At 73.4% G+C, this 17,157-nt stretch carries 14 protein-coding genes; 7 read left to right on the forward strand and 7 right to left on the reverse strand.

What is annotated here, in order from left to right; genetic code table 11:
- Positions 1-27: 27 nt before the first annotated feature.
- From IGS69_RS31500 to IGS69_RS31515, 4 genes are all read right to left on the reverse strand, one after another.
- Positions 28-2,463, reverse strand: coding sequence for a right-handed parallel beta-helix repeat-containing protein (locus IGS69_RS31500; RefSeq protein WP_190903856.1), 2,436 nt, complete (start codon positions 2,461-2,463; stop codon positions 28-30).
- A 229-nt stretch (positions 2,464-2,692) separates the two neighbouring features.
- Complete coding sequence (locus IGS69_RS31505; RefSeq protein ID WP_190903857.1) at positions 2,693-3,298, reverse strand: Rv1733c family protein; 606 nt, start codon at positions 3,296-3,298, stop codon at positions 2,693-2,695.
- A gap of 163 nt (positions 3,299-3,461) precedes the next feature.
- Complete coding sequence (locus IGS69_RS31510; RefSeq protein WP_190903858.1) at positions 3,462-4,289, reverse strand: MOSC domain-containing protein; 828 nt, start codon at positions 4,287-4,289, stop codon at positions 3,462-3,464.
- Positions 4,290-4,333: 44 nt separating this feature from the next.
- Positions 4,334-4,753, reverse strand: a complete 420-nt coding sequence (locus tag IGS69_RS31515; protein WP_190903859.1) for a DUF6643 family protein — start codon at positions 4,751-4,753, stop codon at positions 4,334-4,336.
- A gap of 296 nt (positions 4,754-5,049) precedes the next feature.
- Here IGS69_RS31515 and IGS69_RS31520 point away from each other — a divergent pair, with 296 nt between their 5' ends.
- A complete protein-coding gene (locus tag IGS69_RS31520) occupies positions 5,050-6,351 on the forward strand; it encodes a TerD family protein (RefSeq protein WP_190904722.1) in 1,302 nt (433 codons plus the stop codon).
- Between the two features lie 16 nt (positions 6,352-6,367).
- On the opposite strand, the gene IGS69_RS31525 is transcribed toward IGS69_RS31520, so the two are convergent.
- Positions 6,368-7,558, reverse strand: a complete 1,191-nt coding sequence (locus IGS69_RS31525) for a glycosyltransferase (RefSeq protein ID WP_190903860.1) — start codon at positions 7,556-7,558, stop codon at positions 6,368-6,370.
- Positions 7,559-7,597: 39 nt separating this feature from the next.
- Here IGS69_RS31525 and IGS69_RS31530 point away from each other — a divergent pair, with 39 nt between their 5' ends.
- A complete protein-coding gene (locus tag IGS69_RS31530) occupies positions 7,598-8,383 on the forward strand; it encodes a glutamate racemase (protein ID WP_190903861.1) in 786 nt (261 codons plus the stop codon).
- Positions 8,384-8,497: 114 nt separating this feature from the next.
- Positions 8,498-9,052: a hypothetical protein gene (locus tag IGS69_RS31535; protein ID WP_190903862.1), complete on the forward strand. Its 555-nt coding sequence runs from the start codon at positions 8,498-8,500 to the stop codon at positions 9,050-9,052.
- Positions 9,053-9,155: 103 nt separating this feature from the next.
- Here IGS69_RS31535 and IGS69_RS31540 read toward each other — a convergent pair whose 3' ends face one another.
- A complete protein-coding gene (locus IGS69_RS31540) occupies positions 9,156-10,229 on the reverse strand; it encodes an O-antigen ligase family protein (protein ID WP_232543688.1) in 1,074 nt (357 codons plus the stop codon).
- A 217-nt stretch (positions 10,230-10,446) separates the two neighbouring features.
- On the opposite strand from IGS69_RS31540, the gene lnt reads away from it, so the two are divergent.
- The 4 genes from lnt to IGS69_RS31560 all read left to right on the forward strand — a co-directional run bounded on the left by lnt (position 10,447) and on the right by IGS69_RS31560 (position 15,451).
- Positions 10,447-12,063, forward strand: a complete 1,617-nt coding sequence (gene lnt, locus IGS69_RS31545; RefSeq protein ID WP_190903864.1) for an apolipoprotein N-acyltransferase — start codon at positions 10,447-10,449, stop codon at positions 12,061-12,063.
- A gap of 68 nt (positions 12,064-12,131) precedes the next feature.
- Positions 12,132-12,614, forward strand: coding sequence for an NUDIX hydrolase (locus tag IGS69_RS31550; RefSeq protein ID WP_190903865.1), 483 nt, complete (start codon positions 12,132-12,134; stop codon positions 12,612-12,614).
- 54 nt (positions 12,615-12,668) lie between these two features.
- Positions 12,669-13,469 carry a 3-hydroxybutyrate dehydrogenase gene (locus IGS69_RS31555; protein ID WP_190903866.1) on the forward strand — a complete coding sequence of 267 codons (801 nt, stop codon included), beginning with the start codon at positions 12,669-12,671 and terminating at the stop codon, positions 13,467-13,469.
- A 77-nt stretch (positions 13,470-13,546) separates the two neighbouring features.
- Positions 13,547-15,451, forward strand: a complete 1,905-nt coding sequence (locus tag IGS69_RS31560; RefSeq protein ID WP_190903867.1) for a helix-turn-helix domain-containing protein — start codon at positions 13,547-13,549, stop codon at positions 15,449-15,451.
- Between the two features lie 51 nt (positions 15,452-15,502).
- Here IGS69_RS31560 and IGS69_RS31565 read toward each other — a convergent pair whose 3' ends face one another.
- Positions 15,503-16,894 carry an MFS transporter gene (locus tag IGS69_RS31565; protein WP_190903868.1) on the reverse strand — a complete coding sequence of 464 codons (1,392 nt, stop codon included), beginning with the start codon at positions 16,892-16,894 and terminating at the stop codon, positions 15,503-15,505.
- Positions 16,895-17,157: the final 263 nt, after the last annotated feature.

Consider the following 17,157-nt stretch of genomic DNA (forward strand, 5'->3'; position numbering starts at 1 on the left):
GCGGGCGATGCGTAGGGGTACGCCTCCTCAGAGCACCTCGGGGAGGTCCTCGGCGTAGAGCAGCGTCAGGTCGTCCGTGCTCGGCTCCGGCAGCTGGGCGACCCGGCTCGCGTGCCGCTCGACCATTGCCTCGAAGGTCTGCCGCGCGGTACGGCCGTTGCCGAACGCCGGGCCCTTGGGGAGCACCGTGAAGTACTTCCGCAGGCCCTCCGCCGCACCCTGCGCCAGCCGGTACTCGTGCTCCTCGGCCTGCTGCTCCACGATCCGCAGCAGGTCGTCGGGGCCGTAGTCGCTGAAGGTGATGGTCCGCGAGAAGCGGGACGCCACACCCGGGTTGACGGACAGGAAGCGCTCCATCTCGGCCGTGTAGCCCGCGACGATCACCACGACCGCGTCCCGGTGGTCCTCCATCAGCTTCACCAGCGTGTCGATGGCCTCCTTGCCGAAGTCGCGGCCCGCGTCCTCCGGGGACAGCGCGTACGCCTCGTCGATGAACAGCACACCGCCGCGCGCCTTCTCGAAGGCCTCCTGGGTGCGGATCGCCGTCGAGCCGATGTGCTCGCCGACCAGGTCGACCCGGGACACCTCCACCAGGTGGCCCTTCTCCAGCACACCGAGGGAGGCGAGGATCTCGCCGTAGAGCCGCGCGACCGTGGTCTTGCCGGTGCCGGGGGAGCCGGTGAAGACCAGGTGCCGCTTGACCGAGGCCGCCTTCAGGCCGGCCTGCTGCCTGCGCCGGCCGACCTCGATCATGTCGGTGAGGGCGCGCACCTCGCGCTTGACGCTCTCCAGGCCCACCAGCGCGTCGAGTTCACCGAGGACGTCCTTGGAGGAGCGGGCCGGCTGCTCGGGCTCGGCGGCCGGAGCCGGGGGCTCGGGCTCGGCGCGGGGACCGGGGACCCCGCCCAGCAGACCGGCGGAGTGGCTCACCGTCTGCACGGCCGTCTCCGGCGCGGCGGGCGCGCGCAGTCCCGCGCTCTCGTCGCTCGTGCAGTCCTCCACGAGCGGGCTCGCTCCGGATGCCGCGTCCGCGCCGCTGTCCGCGAACTCGTAGCCCCCGCGCGCGCACCGCTCCGTGCGGCACTTCCGCAGCGTCGTACGACTGCCGTCGATCACATGGAAGCCGTAGCCTCCGCTGCCCGTGACCCGGCAGTTCAGGAAGCTGCCCCGGCCGCCCGCCGAGACGTAGACACCGGCCTCCGCTGGGGAGTCGATGGTGCAGCGCTCCACGGTGGGGTCGGCGCCCTTGGTGACGATCACGCCGGTCTGGGTGCCGTCCACCGTGCAGTTGCTCAGCGTGCCACCGCTGCCGTGGTCGCGGAACCAGGCGCCCGTCGCCGCGTCCCGGATCCGGCAGTCGTCGAGCTGCGCGGTCGCGCCGTCGCTCACCGACACGGCCGTGTTGCGCACCTGCGACAGGTCGGTGTCGACGACGTCGGCGCGCGAGCCGCGGTCGAGCACGAACAGCGCGTCCGGCACGTCGTGCACCCGGCAGGAGTCCAGGACGGCGGTGGCGCCGTCGCTGACCCACACCGCCGGGTAGTCGCCCGTGCTGTCGAAGATCTCGCACTGGTTGGCGTCCACGCGGGTGCCCGGGTCCCACACCGACAGGCCGTTGCGCCCGAACTGCCGCACCGTGGTGCGTGTCAGGGTGAGTACGGAACGGGAACGCAGGTCGACCGCGTTCTCCGGGATGTCGTGGATGCGGCAGTCGGCGAGGGTCAGCACGGCGTCCGTGTCGAGCGTGACCCCGTCGGCCGTCGTGCGGTGCACGTCGCAGTCGGTGAGGTGCGCGGTGGCGCGCCCGGTGATCTGCACACCGCTGCCCCGGACTTCGTAGATCTCGCAGCCCACCGCTTCCAGCGCGGAGTTCTCCCCGGTCGCCGACAGGCCCGAGCCGGAGGTGTGGTGCACCCGGCAGCGCTCCAGGCGGGGATGGGCCCCGCCGCGCACCGCGACGCCCGCCTGGCCGGCCGCGACGACCTCGCACTCCTCGAACACCCCGCCCGCGCCGTCGAGTACGGCGATGCCGATGCCCGCCGGGTTGTCGACCGCGCAGCGCCGCACCGTGGGCCGGGCGCTGCCGCGCACCTCGATGCCGGCCGCCGACCGCGTCACCACCCGCACGTCCCGCAGCTCCGGGGTGCCCTCCTCCACCAGCACGGCGGGGGCGGCCGCGTCCTGGCCCTCCACGTGGAGGTCCTGCACCACCGCCGAGGCGCGCACGGTCAGCGGCACACCGTCCACGGGCGCGATGCGCACCGAGCCGGGGGAGCCCTCGGGACCGCGCAGGGTCACCGCGCGCTGCAGGACGAGGTTCTCCCGGTAGGTGCCGGGCGCGACGGTGAGGACGTCCCCGTCGGCCGCGGCCTCCAGGGCGGCGGCGAGCGATGCGTACTCACCCGTGCGGCGCCGCCACCGCGACGTGCCGGTGTGCGTCACCTGGACCGTGCCCTGTGCCATGGTGTAGCTGTGCCCCCACCTCGGTCGTACTGATGGCTCGTCCGCCGTCGGGGCGCTCCACCCCGGGGTCGCGACCGCGGCCGAGCCCGCCCTTCCGGGCCTGGGCGCGCACGCGGCATCGACACCGGCGCGTCCCTGAGGCTCGCTCGCGCGCGGGTTGTGCCGAACGGTTCGGCCGGACCACCGTAGCGTGCGCGCGCGTGGTGGGTTGACCAGAGCCGGAAGGCGGTCAGCTGCCGGTGCCCGTCCTGCCCCAGTCCGGGCCCGCCTTGTCCCATGCCTGGTCCCAACGGGCGTACCGGCGGCGGACCATGCGCCAGACGATCAGCCGTCTGCCGCCCTCTATGAGACCGCCCGCCGCGAGGGCGGCGCCGAAGCCGGCGAGGACCGCGTGCGTCGAGGCCGTCGCGGAGTCGAGCGGGCGGGCGACCATCCGGCCGTGCCGGTCGGTCCATATCCGGAACGTGTCGCCCTGCCGCGGGTCCTTGAGGCTCGCCAGCACCGGGCCCTGGTGCGGGGTGCCGTCCGGCGCGGTCCAGTCGGCGAGGACGCGGGTGCGCAGATCCCTGCCCGACGAGGTCTCGGGGTCGGAGTCCAGCGCGGAGCGGTCCAGCTTGCGGATCACCGTGGCCGTCACCAGATGCCGCGCCTCGTGCTGTGACCGGACGGAGCGCTGCAGCGCGTCCTGAGCCGTGTCCCCGACGAGCGAGCCGACCAACGGGGCGGCCAGCAGGATCAGCAGCAGGGCGGCCAGTGCCACCCAGGCCTCGGCCAGGTCGGTCGGGCGGCACAGCGGATTGCGCCGCCAGCGCCAGAGTCCCCTGATCGCTCGCACCGCCTGCACCCCCTTCCCGCTCCGTGATACTCCCCGGCGGAGCCGTCCACCCGCGGACCCGTCGAAGAGAGAGCCACATCACCTCTCCCCGGGGCCTCTCACGAATTTCTCACACAAGCCCAACGCCCGGGCCCGCGGCACGGTTCCCGCACCGCTCGCAGAGCTATTCGACGATCCTGACCGGGTCCCCGACCCGGATCGTGCCGCGGGACAGCGGCACCAGGTTCTGCCCGAAGACCAGCTTGCCGCCGAGGCGGCGATGCCGTCCGAGGCTGTGCAAGGGCTCGCGGCCGCGCTCGCCGGTGTCCTGGTCGGTGGTGGTCACCACGCAACGGCCGCAGGTCTTGGCCACGCGGAAGGGCACGTCGCCGATGGTGAGCCGCGACCAGTGGTCCTCGGCCCAGGCGGGGGTGTCCGCGACGACCACGTTCGGCCGGAAGCGGTTCATGGGCAGCGGGCCCTCGCCGGCGTACTCGCCCTGCGCGATCAGGGAGTTGAGGGCGTCGAGGGAGGCAGTCGTGGTGAGCAGCAGCGGAAAACCGTCGGCGAAGGAGACGGTCTCACCGGGTCGCCCGTATTCCGGGGCGACGGGCCGGCGCGTGGCCGGGTCGTCCATGTACGCCAGTCGCACGGCGGTGCCGAGGCAGGAGCTGAACCAGGCGTGCGCGGCCTCGTCCTCGGCCTCGACCGCCTCGACCTTGTCGCGGAAGATCTCCACCGGCACGGTGACGGACGGCCGGGGGACGGGCACCGTCAGCGGCGGCATGCCCGGCGCCGACAGACCGACGGCGCCCCCGGGCCGAGGCTCGGCGGCGACGAGGGCGAGGCGCGGCAGCAGGCGTTGTGTGAGGACCTTTCCCCTGTCGTCGATCAGCACCCAGCGCCGGTCTCCGGCCAGCCCCCAGGGCTCCACGGCGGCCTCCCGGGGCGCGATGCCCCGTACCGCCTTGACCGGATGAACATGGATCGAGTGCAGATGAGCGTTCCCCATGGGGCCATGGTGCCAGTCGGCACCGACAGCCCCCGGAGGCCGGCTCAGTACCCGCGGTACTGCTGGTTGTTGTACGGGTCCTGATAGGGAGCCGGGGCCGGCCGGGGAGCGGCGGGGCGCATCGCCTCGTAGCCCGCGGGGGCCGCCGGACGCGGCTGCTGCGGGCCGGGGTAACCGCGCGGAGCGGTGGCCTGCTGCGGGATGTACGCCGCGGGTGCCTGTTGCAGCGGCGCGGGCTGCTGCTGCGGATAGCCGTAGGCGGACTGGGAGGGCGCTGCCGGGAGGGCGGGCAGCGCCGAGGGGAGCGCGGGCAGGTGGCTGCCCGGCATGTCGTACTGAGCGGGGACCCGGATCGGGGCGATCTGCGGGGTGCCCCGCTCGGCGACGAGCCTGTCGTAGATCGGGGTGTCCGGGAAGGAGGCGGAGTAGTAGCCGCCGCCATAGGTGGAGCGGGGGGAGGTCATGGCACATAAGTTAAGCCCACGATGTGCTGGTTGGGGAGACCGATAAGAGGGTTGTTTTCCGTGTCCGCAGTGACCCGGGATCCCCAATGCGAGCGAACTCGGCAAAAAGGGGCACCGAACGGGGCTCTGATCGTGTAAAGGCCGAGTTCCGGGCGGGTTACCGGCGGTTGGCCGCGGTCTTCCGCGCGGTCGCGCATGGGACTTCGTCGCCGTAACGAATAGGTTGTCCGCACGGAACCCGATGAACCGCCGGGACGGGCCTGGCGCGGTGACACGCAATGGGGGCGGACATGCACATGCTGAAGGGGTCGAACACTCCGGTGCCCACCGCGGCGCTGCGGGTGGAACTGGGATGGCGAACCGGACCCGGAGTGCCCGACGCCGACGCCTCCGCCCTGCTCCTGGTGAGCGGCAAGGTCCGCTCCGACGCGGACTTCGTCTTCTACAACCAGCCCGCGCACTCCTCCGGTGCCGTCCGGCACGAGGGCAAGCGCGACGCCGGCGGCCGGGTGACCGACACACTCCTCGTCGACCTCGCGCGCGTGGAGCCCGGGATCGAGACACTGGTGCTCGCCGCCTCCTCCGACGGCGGCGCGTTCGGACAGGTCCCCGACCTCTACATCGAGGTGCGGGACGCGGCGCAGGGCGCACCGGTGGCCCGCTTCGACAACCCGGGCGCCACCACTGAAACCGCTTTCGTGCTGGGCGAGTTCTACCGCCGCCAGGGCGCCTGGAAGTTCCGCGCCGTCGGCCAGGGCTACAGCAGCGGACTCGAAGGGCTGGCCACGGACTACGGCATCACGGTGGACGAGCCCCAGCAGACGGCACCGGCACCGGCACCCGCACCGGCACCGGTCACGGCCCCGGCGCCGCCCGCCGCCCCACCGGCCGCCGCGTACACACCCCCGCCGATGCCTCAGTCAGCACCTCCGCCCCCGCCCGCCGCGCCGCCCGCGCCCGTCCGCCTCACCAAGGTGACGCTCACCAAGGCGTCCCCCTCCGTCTCCCTCACCAAGCAGGGCGGCACCTCCGGTGCCCTGCACGTGAACCTCAACTGGGAGGTGCGCAAGCAGTTCTCGGGATGGAGCAGCAAGTTCGGGCGCCCGACGGCGATGCACTCCGACCTCGACCTCGACCTGTGCGCGCTGTACGAACTCAACGACGGCAGCAAGGGCGTCGTCCAGGCCCTCGGCAACAGCTTCGGGGCCCTGCACCAGCCTCCGTACATCCACCTCGACGGCGACGACCGCACCGGAGCCGTGTCGACGGGTGAGAACCTCACCGTCAACCTCGACCACAAGAACGCCTTCCGGCGCATCCTCGTCTTCGTCACCATCTACGAGGGCGCCCGCTCGTTCGCCGACCTGCACGCCTCGGTCACGCTCCAACCGCAGCACGGCGCGCCGATCGAATTCTCCCTCGACGAGTGCACGGTCCCTTCTCTCGTGTGTGCACTCGCCCTGATCACCAACACCGGCGGCGATCTGATCGTCCAGCGGGAGGCCCGCTATCTGGTGCCCGACCGCGGGGTGAGCCCGCAGCGGACCGTCGACCACGCCTACGGGTGGGGCATGAACTGGACACCCGGCCGGAAGTGACTCCCCACGCCGGCCGTCAGCCCTCGTCGGGCACGGCGTCCGGGCGCGCGTAGGTGCGGCCCTTCCAGGCCGCACCCCGCCCCCGGTAGTGCTGCACCGCGGAATCCACCGTCATGAGGAGATAGAGGAACGCGGTGAACGGCAACAGCGGGGCGAGCCACAGCGGCTGCCGGTAGTGGCGGAGCATCGGGACGTACGTCCCCGCCATGATCAGCCACGCGAGACCCCCGAACACCGCCGCGGGCACGCGGCCGGTCGCGAGGCCCGCCAGGACCGCCACCGGCGGAACCAGATACACCAGCGCCAGCCCGGCGACCGTGCCGGCCAGCAGCAGCGGGTGGTGCCGCAGCTGGGCGTACGCACTGCGCGACACCATGCGCCACAGGTCGTGCAGCCGCGGATACGGCCGCACGCTGTCCACCCGCTCGGCGAGCCCCAGCCAGACCCGGCCGCCGCCCTGCTTGACGGCCCGGGCGAGCGCGACGTCGTCGATCACGGCGTGCCGGATCGACTCCGGGATCCGCGCCCGCTCGGCGGCCTCCGCCCGCAGCAGGACACAGCCCCCGGCCGCGGCCGCCGTCCGCCCCGCCCCGGCGATCCGGCGGAAGGGGTAGAGCTGCGCGAAGAAGTAGACGAACGCCGGCACGACGAGCCGTTCCCAGACGCTCTCCACCCGCAGCCGGGCCATCTGGGAGACGACGTCGAACCCACCGGAGCGGGCCGCCGCCACGAGCTCGCGCAGACTGTCCGGCGCGTGCGCGATGTCGGCGTCCGTGAGGAGGAGGTACTCGGGCTCACGCGCGCGTGCCAGCCCGATGCCGTGCCGCACCGCCCACAGCTTGCCGGTCCAGCCGGCCGGGGGCTCGCCCGGCGCATCCACGGTCAGCGGCAGCCCGCCGTGCCGGCGCGCCAGCTCCTGCGCCAGCTCACCGGTGCCGTCCGAACTGCCGTCGTCGACGAGGAAGACCTCCGCCCGCCCCGGATAGTCCTGCGCGAGCAGCGACGGCAGCGCGGCGGGCAGTACGGCCGCCTCGTCACGGGCGGGGACGACGACGCACACGGACGGCCACGCCTCAGGCTCCGCGCGTGACGGCAGCCGCACATCGGTGCGCCAGAAGAAGCCCTGACAGAGCAGCAGCCACAGCCAGGCGAGCAGTGATCCAGCGGCAGTCCACACAACGGCGCTCACGCGCGCAGTCTGCACCACCCGGGCTGCCCTGGACGGCTCATCGTCTATCGTGATCGGGTGAAGATCGCGCTCATGGACTCCGGAATCGGTCTGCTGGCGGCCACCGCCGCGGTTCGGCGGCTGCGCCCCGACGCCGATCTCGTGCTCTCCCTGGACCCCGACGGCATGCCCTGGGGCCCGCGCACCCCGCAGGACCTCACCGAGCGCGCCCTGGCCGTCGCCGAGGCCGCCGCCGCGCGCCGCCCCGAGGCCCTGATCGTCGGCTGCAACACCGCCACCGTGCACGCCCTCACCGCCCTGCGCGCCCGCCTCGAACCGGACATCCCGGTCATCGGTACAGTCCCCGCGATCAAGCCGGCCGCGGCCGGCGGCGGGCACCTCGCCATCTGGGCCACCCCGGCCACCACGGGCAGCCCCTATCAGCAGGGTCTGATCCGGGACTTCGCCGGCGGTGTCCCCGTCACCGAGGTGCCGTGCTGGGGTCTCGCCGAGGCCGTGGAGCACGCGGACGAGGCGGCGATCGACGCGGCGGTGTCCGCGGCCGCCGCCCTCACCCCGGACGACGTGACCACCGTCGTCCTCGGCTGCACCCACTACGAACTGGTCGCCGAGCGCATCCGCACCGCCGTCCAGCGCCCCGGCCGCGTGCCCCTCGTGCTGCACGGCTCCGCGGGAGCCGTGGCCGCCCAGGCCCTGCGCCGGCTCGGCGAGCAGCCCGCGCCGGGAGCCGCCCCGCACGGCACGCTCACCGTGCTGCTCAGCGGACGCGAGGGCACGCTGCCCGCCCCCGCCCTGGCGTACGCCGAAGGGCGTCTGCTGCAGGCGGTCACCCCCGCCCGCTGACCGCCACCCGTCACCGACGGTCACCCGCCGGGCCGGATCGGCCTGACGCCCACCCGGCGCAGTCACGCTCCGCCACGGGGTACCAGCGGAGCGAATCCTGAGTACCCTCAAGGCATGAGGGACCACCGCCACGGGGAGAACGCCCCCCAGCCGCACACGGTCGTGTGGACCGGCCGTGCCACCAACCGGGTGCAGTGGCTGCTGGCGCTCGTGGGCGCCGCCTGCATGGCGCTCGGCATCGAGCTGGCCGTCGACTCCGCGTGGACGTCCGGCGTCGCCCCGCTGGTCATGGCCGTCGTCGGGTGCATCGCCGCCGGACTGCTGGTCCTCTTCGGAACGCTCGCGTTCGTGCACGTCGCCCTGCGGGTCGACGAGGACCACCTCGAGGTGCGCTGCGGCCACATCGGCGTTCCCCGCCGCCGTATCCCGCTCTCCAGCGTGGTCGGCGCCACGTACATCTCCCATGTCACCCCGCGCCACTGGGGTGGCTGGGGCTACCGCTGGCGGCCCGAGAAGGGCACCGCGGTGGTGGTGCGACGAGGTGAGGGTGTCGAGCTGGAGCTGTGGGACGGGCACACCTTCACGATCACCGTGGACGACGCGGAGGCGGCCGTACGGGTGATCGAGGCGCGGCTGCGTCCCACCAAGCCGGGCGCTCCCGCGCACTGACCCACCGGACGTTCGTCACCCGCGGTGATCGACGGCAGTGATCACTGACTGTGATCGCCGGCCGTCCCGGTGGCCGGGGACCACGGACCGGGCATCGGGCCGGTCACCGCGCCGCAGTGCGTCCCGCGCCGCGTGCCCGCGTGTCAGGGGAGCGGCCCGCCGGTTCGTCGGCCAGGGGGCGTGCCGTGGCCATGCCCGCCAGCAGGCCCGCCCCCACCGACACCGCCGTGAAGCTCAGCGCGTTGCCGATGGCGGCGATGGCGGCGAGCGCGGTCAGGGCCGCGCCCGCGGTGAGCGCCACCGGGGTCGGGCGCGGGCCGCGCCACAGCGCGTACAGGACCCAGCCGAACGCCGCCGCCAGCAGGGCCACCCCGACGATCCCCTGTTCCGCCGCCTGTTGCAGGGGAGCCGAGTGCGGCTTGCCGTCGGACAGCAGCGACTGGGCGGACGTCGCGCTCAGCTCCCCGAAGCGGCCCGGGCCCGCCCCCAGCGCGGCGTCGTCGCCGAGCAGACGCCAGGCGTCATGCCACAACCGCACGCGGTGCGGCGTGAGCCGCCCCTCCAGAGCCGCCACGAACCCGCCCGGGACGGCCCGCGCGGCGACCGCCCAGATCAGACCGGTCACCAGGGCGGCGACCACGCCCAGTAGGGCCATGGCGGCGCCGCGGTGACGGGTGTGGCCGGCGGCCAGCGAGCACACCAGCACCGCGAGACAGGTCACGAGGCCGCTGGCCGAGCCGAGCAGGGCCGCCAGCACCGCCGTCCCCGCGGCCAGCAGGCGCAGGGCGAGGCGAACGGCCGGAACCTGCGCGGCCCAGGCCGCACAGCACGCGGCCCCGGCCGACAAGGTCAGTACGGCGGCGGTGGCCCCGGCATGCCCGAGAGGCGCGGCGATCTGCGGGCCCGGAGCAAGGTGCGGAACGGCCACCGTCAGCGCGATGCCGGCCAGCGCCCCGGCGAAGGGCGCCCCGACCGGCAGCAGCGCCCCGCCGATCCGCCCGGCGGCGTACCCGGCGGCCACCGCGAGCACCGCCAGGAGAACCCCCTCCGGCCTGCCGTCGTGCACGGCCGCCGTGATCAGGGACCAGGCGGCGCAGGCGCCCAGCACCGCGACCCCCGCCGCGTCAGAAACGATTCGTCTCTCGCCGTCCGCGTCCGGCCCGGACGCGGACGTCACCCCACTGGAACCCACCCCGCCCGCCCCCCGGCGCAACCAAAGCCCCCGACCTGTGACGACCCCGGCCGCACCGGCCGCCACGGGCCGTACGACTGAGGCTTGGCACACCGTAGCCGCTTGTGGACGGTTTGAGGATGTGTCATGACGAAATGAACAGGACGCCCGTCACGCCCACCGGCGCTGTCGGCCCCAAGGTCACGCGCCTTAGACTCCGGGAGTGACCGTCACCGCAACCTCCGTCGGCGAATCGGACCAGCTGAAGCCGCGGATCGCGCCCCGGGCGCGGACGTGGGCCCAGCGGCTGGCACGTCTCGTCCCGGCCGCCGCAGCCGCCCTCTCCGGCCTGCTCCTCTACGTCTCCTTCCCGCCCCGCACGCTGTGGTGGCTGGCCCTTCCGGCCTTCGCCGTCTTCGGCTGGGTGCTGCACGGCCGCGGCTGGAAGGCGGCACTCGGGCTCGGCTACCTCTTCGGCCTCGGCTTCCTGCTGCCGCTGCTGGTGTGGACCGGAGTGGAGGTGGGGCCGGGGCCCTGGCTCGCCCTGGTGGCGATCGAGGCTCTCTTCGTCGCCGCGGTCGGCGCCGGGGTCGCGGCCGTGTCGAAACTGCCCGGCTGGCCGCTGTGGGCGGCAGCCGTGTGGATCGCCGGCGAGGCGGCACGCGCGCGTGCGCCGTTCAACGGCTTCCCCTGGGGGAAGATCGCGTTCGGCCAGGCGGACGGAGTGTTCCTGCCGCTCGCCGCGGTGGGGGGCACTCCCGTGCTCGGCTTCGCCGTCGTCCTGTGCGGCTTCGGGCTGTACGAGGTCGTCCGGCTCACCGTGCGGTGGCGGCGCACCGGTGAGGTCCGCCGGGCCGCGGCGGCCATGGGCCTCATCAGCCTGGCCGTCCCGGTCGTGGCCGCCGTCGCGGCCCGGCCGCTGGTCAGCGACACCGCCGAGGACGGCCGGGCCACCGTCGCGGTGATCCAGGGCAACGTGCCCCGCGCCGGCCTCGACTTCAACTCCCAGCGGCGGGCCGTGCTCGACTACCACGCGCGCGAGACCGAACGTCTGGCCGCCGAGGTCAGGGCCGGCAAGGTCGCGCGACCCGACTTCGTGCTGTGGCCGGAGAACTCCTCCGACATCGACCCCTTCGCCAACCCCGACGCCCGTGCCGTCATCGACACGGCGGCCCGGTCCATCGGCGCGCCCATCTCGGTCGGCGGCGTCGTCGAACGGGACGGCAAGCTGTACAACGAGCAGATCCTGTGGGACCCGGCGAAGGGCCCCGTCGACACCTACGACAAGCGCCAGATCCAGCCCTTCGGCGAGTACCTGCCGCTGCGCTCGCTCATCGGCGCGATCAACGAGAACTGGACGGCGATGGTCCGCCAGGACTTCAGCCGGGGCACCAAGCCGGGCGTGTTCACCATGGACGGCGCCAAGGTCGGCCTCGTCACCTGCTACGAGGCCGCCTTCGACTGGACCGTGCGCTCCGAGGTCACCGACGGCGCCCAGCTGATCTCCGTGCCCAGCAACAACGCCACCTTCGACCGCAGCGAGATGACCTACCAGCAGCTCGCCATGTCCCGCGTGCGGGCGGTCGAGCACAGCCGGACCGTGACGGTGCCGGTGACCAGCGGAGTCAGCGCGATCATCATGCCGGACGGCCGGATCACCCAGAAGACCGGAATGTTCGTGGCCGACTCCCTGGTGCAGAAGGTTCCGCTGCGGTCCTCGCAGACCCCCGCCACCCGGCTCGGCATCCTGCCGGAGATCGCCCTCGTGCTGGTCGCGGCCGGCGGACTCGGCTGGGCCGTCGGCGCCGGGCTGCGCGGGCGACGCGCCGGTGACGTGTAGCCGTACGCCGTTCGCACGCCGCCTCAATCGCGCCAGGGCGCCGGAAGCGGCCCATTAGGGTCGACGGCATGGCTACTCCCGACTTCATCCGCACGCTCCGTGCCTCGGCCGGTCATCAGCTGCTCTGGCTTCCCGGGGTCACCGCCCTCGTCTTCGACGACGAGGGCAGAGTGCTGCTCAACCGCCGCGCCGACACCCGCGCGTGGTCCGTCCTCGGCGGCATCCCCGACCCGGGGGAGCAGCCCGCGGCCTGCGCGGTACGGGAGGTCTACGAGGAGACGGCCGTACGGTGCGTCGCCGAACGGGTCGTCCTCGTCCAGGCCCTGCAGCCCGTCACCTACGAGAACGGCGACACCTGCCAGTACATGGACATCACCTTCCGCTGCCGTGCCGTCGGCGGTGAGGCGAAGGTCAACGACGACGAGTCGCTGGACGTGGCCTGGTTCGACGTCGACGCGCTGCCCTCCGGACTCGACGAGTTCGACCTGCTCCGGATCAAGCAGGCCCTGTCGGACGCCCCCACATGGTTCGAACCCACTGCTTCCCTGTGAACTATGGGGCTTGACCACATGGGGCGGGGGAGGGGCGCTGCCTAGGGTCGAGCCATGACCGCGCCCCGTGCCCTCCCGGCCCCCCACGCCTCCCCGCTCGACCTGGGCGGCCGCACCGCGCTCGTCACCGGCGCCGCCGGTGGCATCGGCCGAGCCTGTGCGCTGCGGCTCGCTGCCGCCGGGGCCAAGGTGAGAGCCGTCGACCGGGACACCGCGGGCCTTGAGGCCCTGGCCGGCCAGGGGCGCGGCCTCGCCGGCACGGTGGAGCCGCACGTCCTCGACCTCACCGACCTGGACGCCGCCGAACTCGCTGCCGCGGGCACCGACGTCCTCGTCAACAACGCCGGACTCCAACTGGTCCGCCCCATCGAGGACTTCCCGCCCGAGGTGTTCCACACGGTGCTCACCGTGATGCTGGAGGCACCGTTCCGGCTCATCCGCGGCGCCCTGCCCCACATGTACGGGCAGGGGTGGGGCCGCATCGTGAACGTGTCGTCCGTCCACGGCCTGCGCGCCTCGGCCTACAAGTCCGCCTATGTGGCCGCCAAACACGGTCTGGAGGGACTGTCCAAGACCACCGCCCTCGAAGGCGCGCCCCACGGTGTCACCTCGAATTGTGTGAACCCCGCCTATGTGCGCACACCCCTGGTCGAGAAGCAGCTCACCGACCAGGCCCAGGCGCACGGCATCCCCGAGGAGCGGGTGCTGTCCGAGGTGCTGCTGCAGGACAGCGCCGTCAAACGGCTGATCGAACCGGATGAGGTCGCCGAGGCGGTGGCGTACCTGTGCAGTCCCCAGGCCTCCTTCGTGACCGGCACCTCGCTGGTGCTCGACGGTGGCTGGACCGCCCACTGAGCAGCCGCTTTCCGTCCGCCCCGGGGAGTTGTCCACAGGGCTGACGGGACCGGCCGGTCATGGTGAATCCTGTGAGCATGTCCAGCGATCACGTGCAGTCCGCCGAAATGCCGTTCCTCGAGCTCCTCGCCCGGGGCGCCTCGGCCGACGCCTATGAGCAGCCGGAGCTGCTCGCGCGTGCCGAAGGGCGCCCGGCGGAGTGGATCGCCGCGCTCCGACAGGCCAAGCCGCTCGCCCTGCGCGTGCGCGCCGAGCTGGAGGGGCGACGCCGGCGTGAGGCCGAGCTGTCCGCGCTGTTCGAGACCGCCCACGACCTCGCCGGGCTGCGCGACCTCGACGCCGTGCTCCAGGCGATCGTGCAGCGCGCCCGCTCGCTGCTGGGCACCGACGTCGCCTACCTCAGCCTGAACGACACCGCGCGCGGCGACACCTACATGCGCGTCACGGAGGGCTCGGTCGCGGCCCGCTTCCAGCAGCTGCGGCTCGGCATGGGGGAGGGGCTCGGCGGCCTGGTCGCCCAGACCGCCCGCCCCTATGTCACCGACGACTACTTCAAGGACGACCGCTTCCAGCACACGCTCAGCATCGACGCCGGTGTGCGGGACGAGGGGCTGGTGGCCATCCTCGGTGTGCCGCTGACGCTCGGGCACCACGTCATCGGCGTGCTGTTCGCCGCGGACCGCCGCGCCCGGGTTTTCGAGCGGGAGCAGATCGCCCTGCTCGGGTCCTTCGCCGCGCTCGCCGCGGCGGCCATCGACACCGCCAACCTGCTCGCCGAGACCCGGTCGGCCCTCGCCGGCCTGGAGCGGGCGAACGAGATCATCCGCGACCGCAGCGGCGTCATCGAGCGCGCCTCCGACGTGCACGACCGGCTCGCCGAACTCGTCCTGCGCGGCGGCGGGGTGCACGACGTGGCCGCCGCGGTCTCCGAGATCCTCGACGGCACGGTGGAGTTCGCCGAGGCCGCCGCCGCACCCGCCGGCGCCCTGGAGAAGTCCGGCGCGGAAGGGCACGCGGTGCTGCACGAGGACGACTGGATCGCCGCCGTGGCCGCCGGCGGCGAACTGCTCGGCGCGCTGGTCCTGCACGGGCACCCGGGGCTCGACCCCGTCGACCAGCGCACTCTGGAGCGCGCCGCGATGGTCACCTCCCTGCTGCTCCTGGCCCGCAGATCCGCCGCCGAGGCCGAACAGCGTGTGCGCGGTGAGCTCCTGGACGACCTGCTGGACGCCCGCGACCGCGATCCACGCCTGCTGCGGGAGCGCGCCGTCCGGCTGCACGCCGACCTGGACGCGCTCCACGTGGTGCTGGCCGCGCGACTGGAGGGCACCGCGGCCGACGCCGACCAGGAGGCGGACGCCCGCAGACGCCTGGCAGCGGCGGCGTCCCATCTGGCCGCGACCAGGCACGGTCTGGCCGCCGCGCGCGACGGGGGCACCGTCCTGCTGCTGCCGCTCGGCGCCGGCGACACGGCGACCGACCTGGCCCGGCGCGCCGCCCGGCATCTGGGCACGGCGGTCCACGCACCGGTCACCGTCGGCGCTTCCGCACCCGCCGAGGACCTCGCCACCCGCCCCGAGACCGTGGCCACGGCCTACGGGGAGGCCCGCCGCTGTCTCGAAGCCCTGCGGGTCCTCGGCCGCGCCGGGGACGGTGCCGCCGCCGAGGACTTCGGCTTCTTGGGACTGCTCCTGGCCGGCGACCGCGACATCCCCGGCTTCGTCGACCGCACCATCGGCCAGGTCGTCGCCTACGACCGGCGGCGTGGCACGGAGCTGCTGCGCACCCTCGACGCGTACTTCGCCTGCGGCATGAGTCCGGCCCGCACCAAGGACGAACTGCACGTCCATGTGAACACGGTCGCCCAGCGTCTGGAGCGCGTCGGCCGTCTCCTCGGCGACGACTGGCAGAGCCCGGCCCGGGCCCTGGAGATCCAGCTCGCCCTGCGCCTGCACCGGTTGTCGGCCCCGGCACAGCACTGACCCCCGTACGCAGTCCGCGTACGGGGGCCGTAGACCGGTGCTCCCGGAGGGTCAGACGGTGCGGGCGTCCTCCGGGGCGGCAGCTGTCCGGTCCGCGCCCGGGCCAGTGGGAACCGCGACGTCGGCCAGGTCCCGGTTGCGCGTCTCCTTGGCCGCCGCCACCGCGATGACCGTGAGCACGGCGGCGGCGATGACGTACAGGGCGATCGGGGTGGAGCTGCCGTAGCCGGACAGCAGCGCGGTGGCGATCAGCGGTGCGGGCGCGCCCGCCGCGACCGAGGCGAACTGCGCGCCGATCGACGCACCGGAGTAGCGCATGCGCGTCGCGAACATCTCGGAGAAGAAGGCGGCCTGGGGTGCGTACATCGCCCCGTGCAGAACCAGCCCGATCGTCACGGCGAGGATCAGGTTGCCGAAGCCGCCGGTGTCGATGAGCGAGAAGAACGGGAACATCCACAGCCCCACTCCGACCGCACCGATCAGGTAGACGGGCCGGCGGCCGATCCGGTCGGACAGCGCGCCCCAGGCGGGGATCACCGCGAAGTGCACGGCCGAGGCGATCAGTACCGAGTTGAGCGCGGTCTGCTTGGAGACGCCGGCCGAGGTGGTGGCGTAGACGAGGATGAACGCGGTGATGACGTAGTAGCTGATGTTCTCCGCCATGCGCGCGCCCATGGCGACCAGCACATCACGCCAGTGGTGCCGCAGCACGGAGACGAGCGGCAGCTTCTCGGCCTTCGCCGCGCCGTCCGCCTTGCGGGCCTCGGCCTGCGCCAACGCCTCCTTGAAGACCGGCGATTCATCGACAGACAGACGAATCCACAAACCGACGATCACCAGTACGCCGGACAGCAGGAACGGGATCCGCCAGCCCCAGCTGCCGAACGCGGCGTCCGACAGCAGGGCCGTGAGCAGCGACAGCACACCGGTGGCGAGGAGCTGCCCCGCCGGCGCGCCGGTCTGCGGCCACGACGCCCAGAACCCGCGCCGCCGGGCGTCCCCGTGCTCCGACACCAGCAGCACGGCACCGCCCCACTCGCCGCCGAGCGCGAACCCCTGGACGAGCCGGAGCATGGTGAGGAGCACCGGCGCGGCCGTCCCGATGGAGGCGTACGTGGGCAGCAGCCCGATGGCGAAGGTGGCCCCGCCCATCAGCAGCAGGCTCAGCACCAGCAGCTTCTTGCGTCCGAGCCGGTCACCGTAGTGCCCGAACACCAGCGCGCCCAGCGGCCGGGCGGCGAATCCGACCGCGTACGTCAGGAACGACAGCAGGGTGCCGACGAGCGGGTCGGAGTCCGGGAAGAACAGCTTGTTGAACACGAGCGCGGCGGCGGAGCCGTAGAGGAAGAAGTCGTACCACTCGATGGTGGTGCCGATGAGGGACGCGGCGACGATGCGCTTGAGGTTGCCCTGGGGTGGGGGAACGGTTGCTGCGGAGGCCATGGGGCGCCACTTCCTCGTGTGCGGTGGGGACGGGTGGGTGTTCGCACACGGTAGGAACGTGCAGGTCAGCGGCACATGTGGTGGGACTACATAGTTCGGGGCGTGGCTATGCGGCGGGCCACCATGCTGGCCGGGGCCCTGCGGCTCCCGGCGGTACGCGGCAACGCCAGGCCGAGGCCGCACCGCGTCTCGGTACACAGCGCGCAGCCAACCAGCAGTGCCGTGGCGGGCCGGTGGCCGGGCCGCGGCCCGGCCACCGGGAT

This window comes from Streptomyces tuirus (assembly GCF_014701095.1).
Taxonomy (GTDB): domain Bacteria; phylum Actinomycetota; class Actinomycetes; order Streptomycetales; family Streptomycetaceae; genus Streptomyces; species Streptomyces tuirus.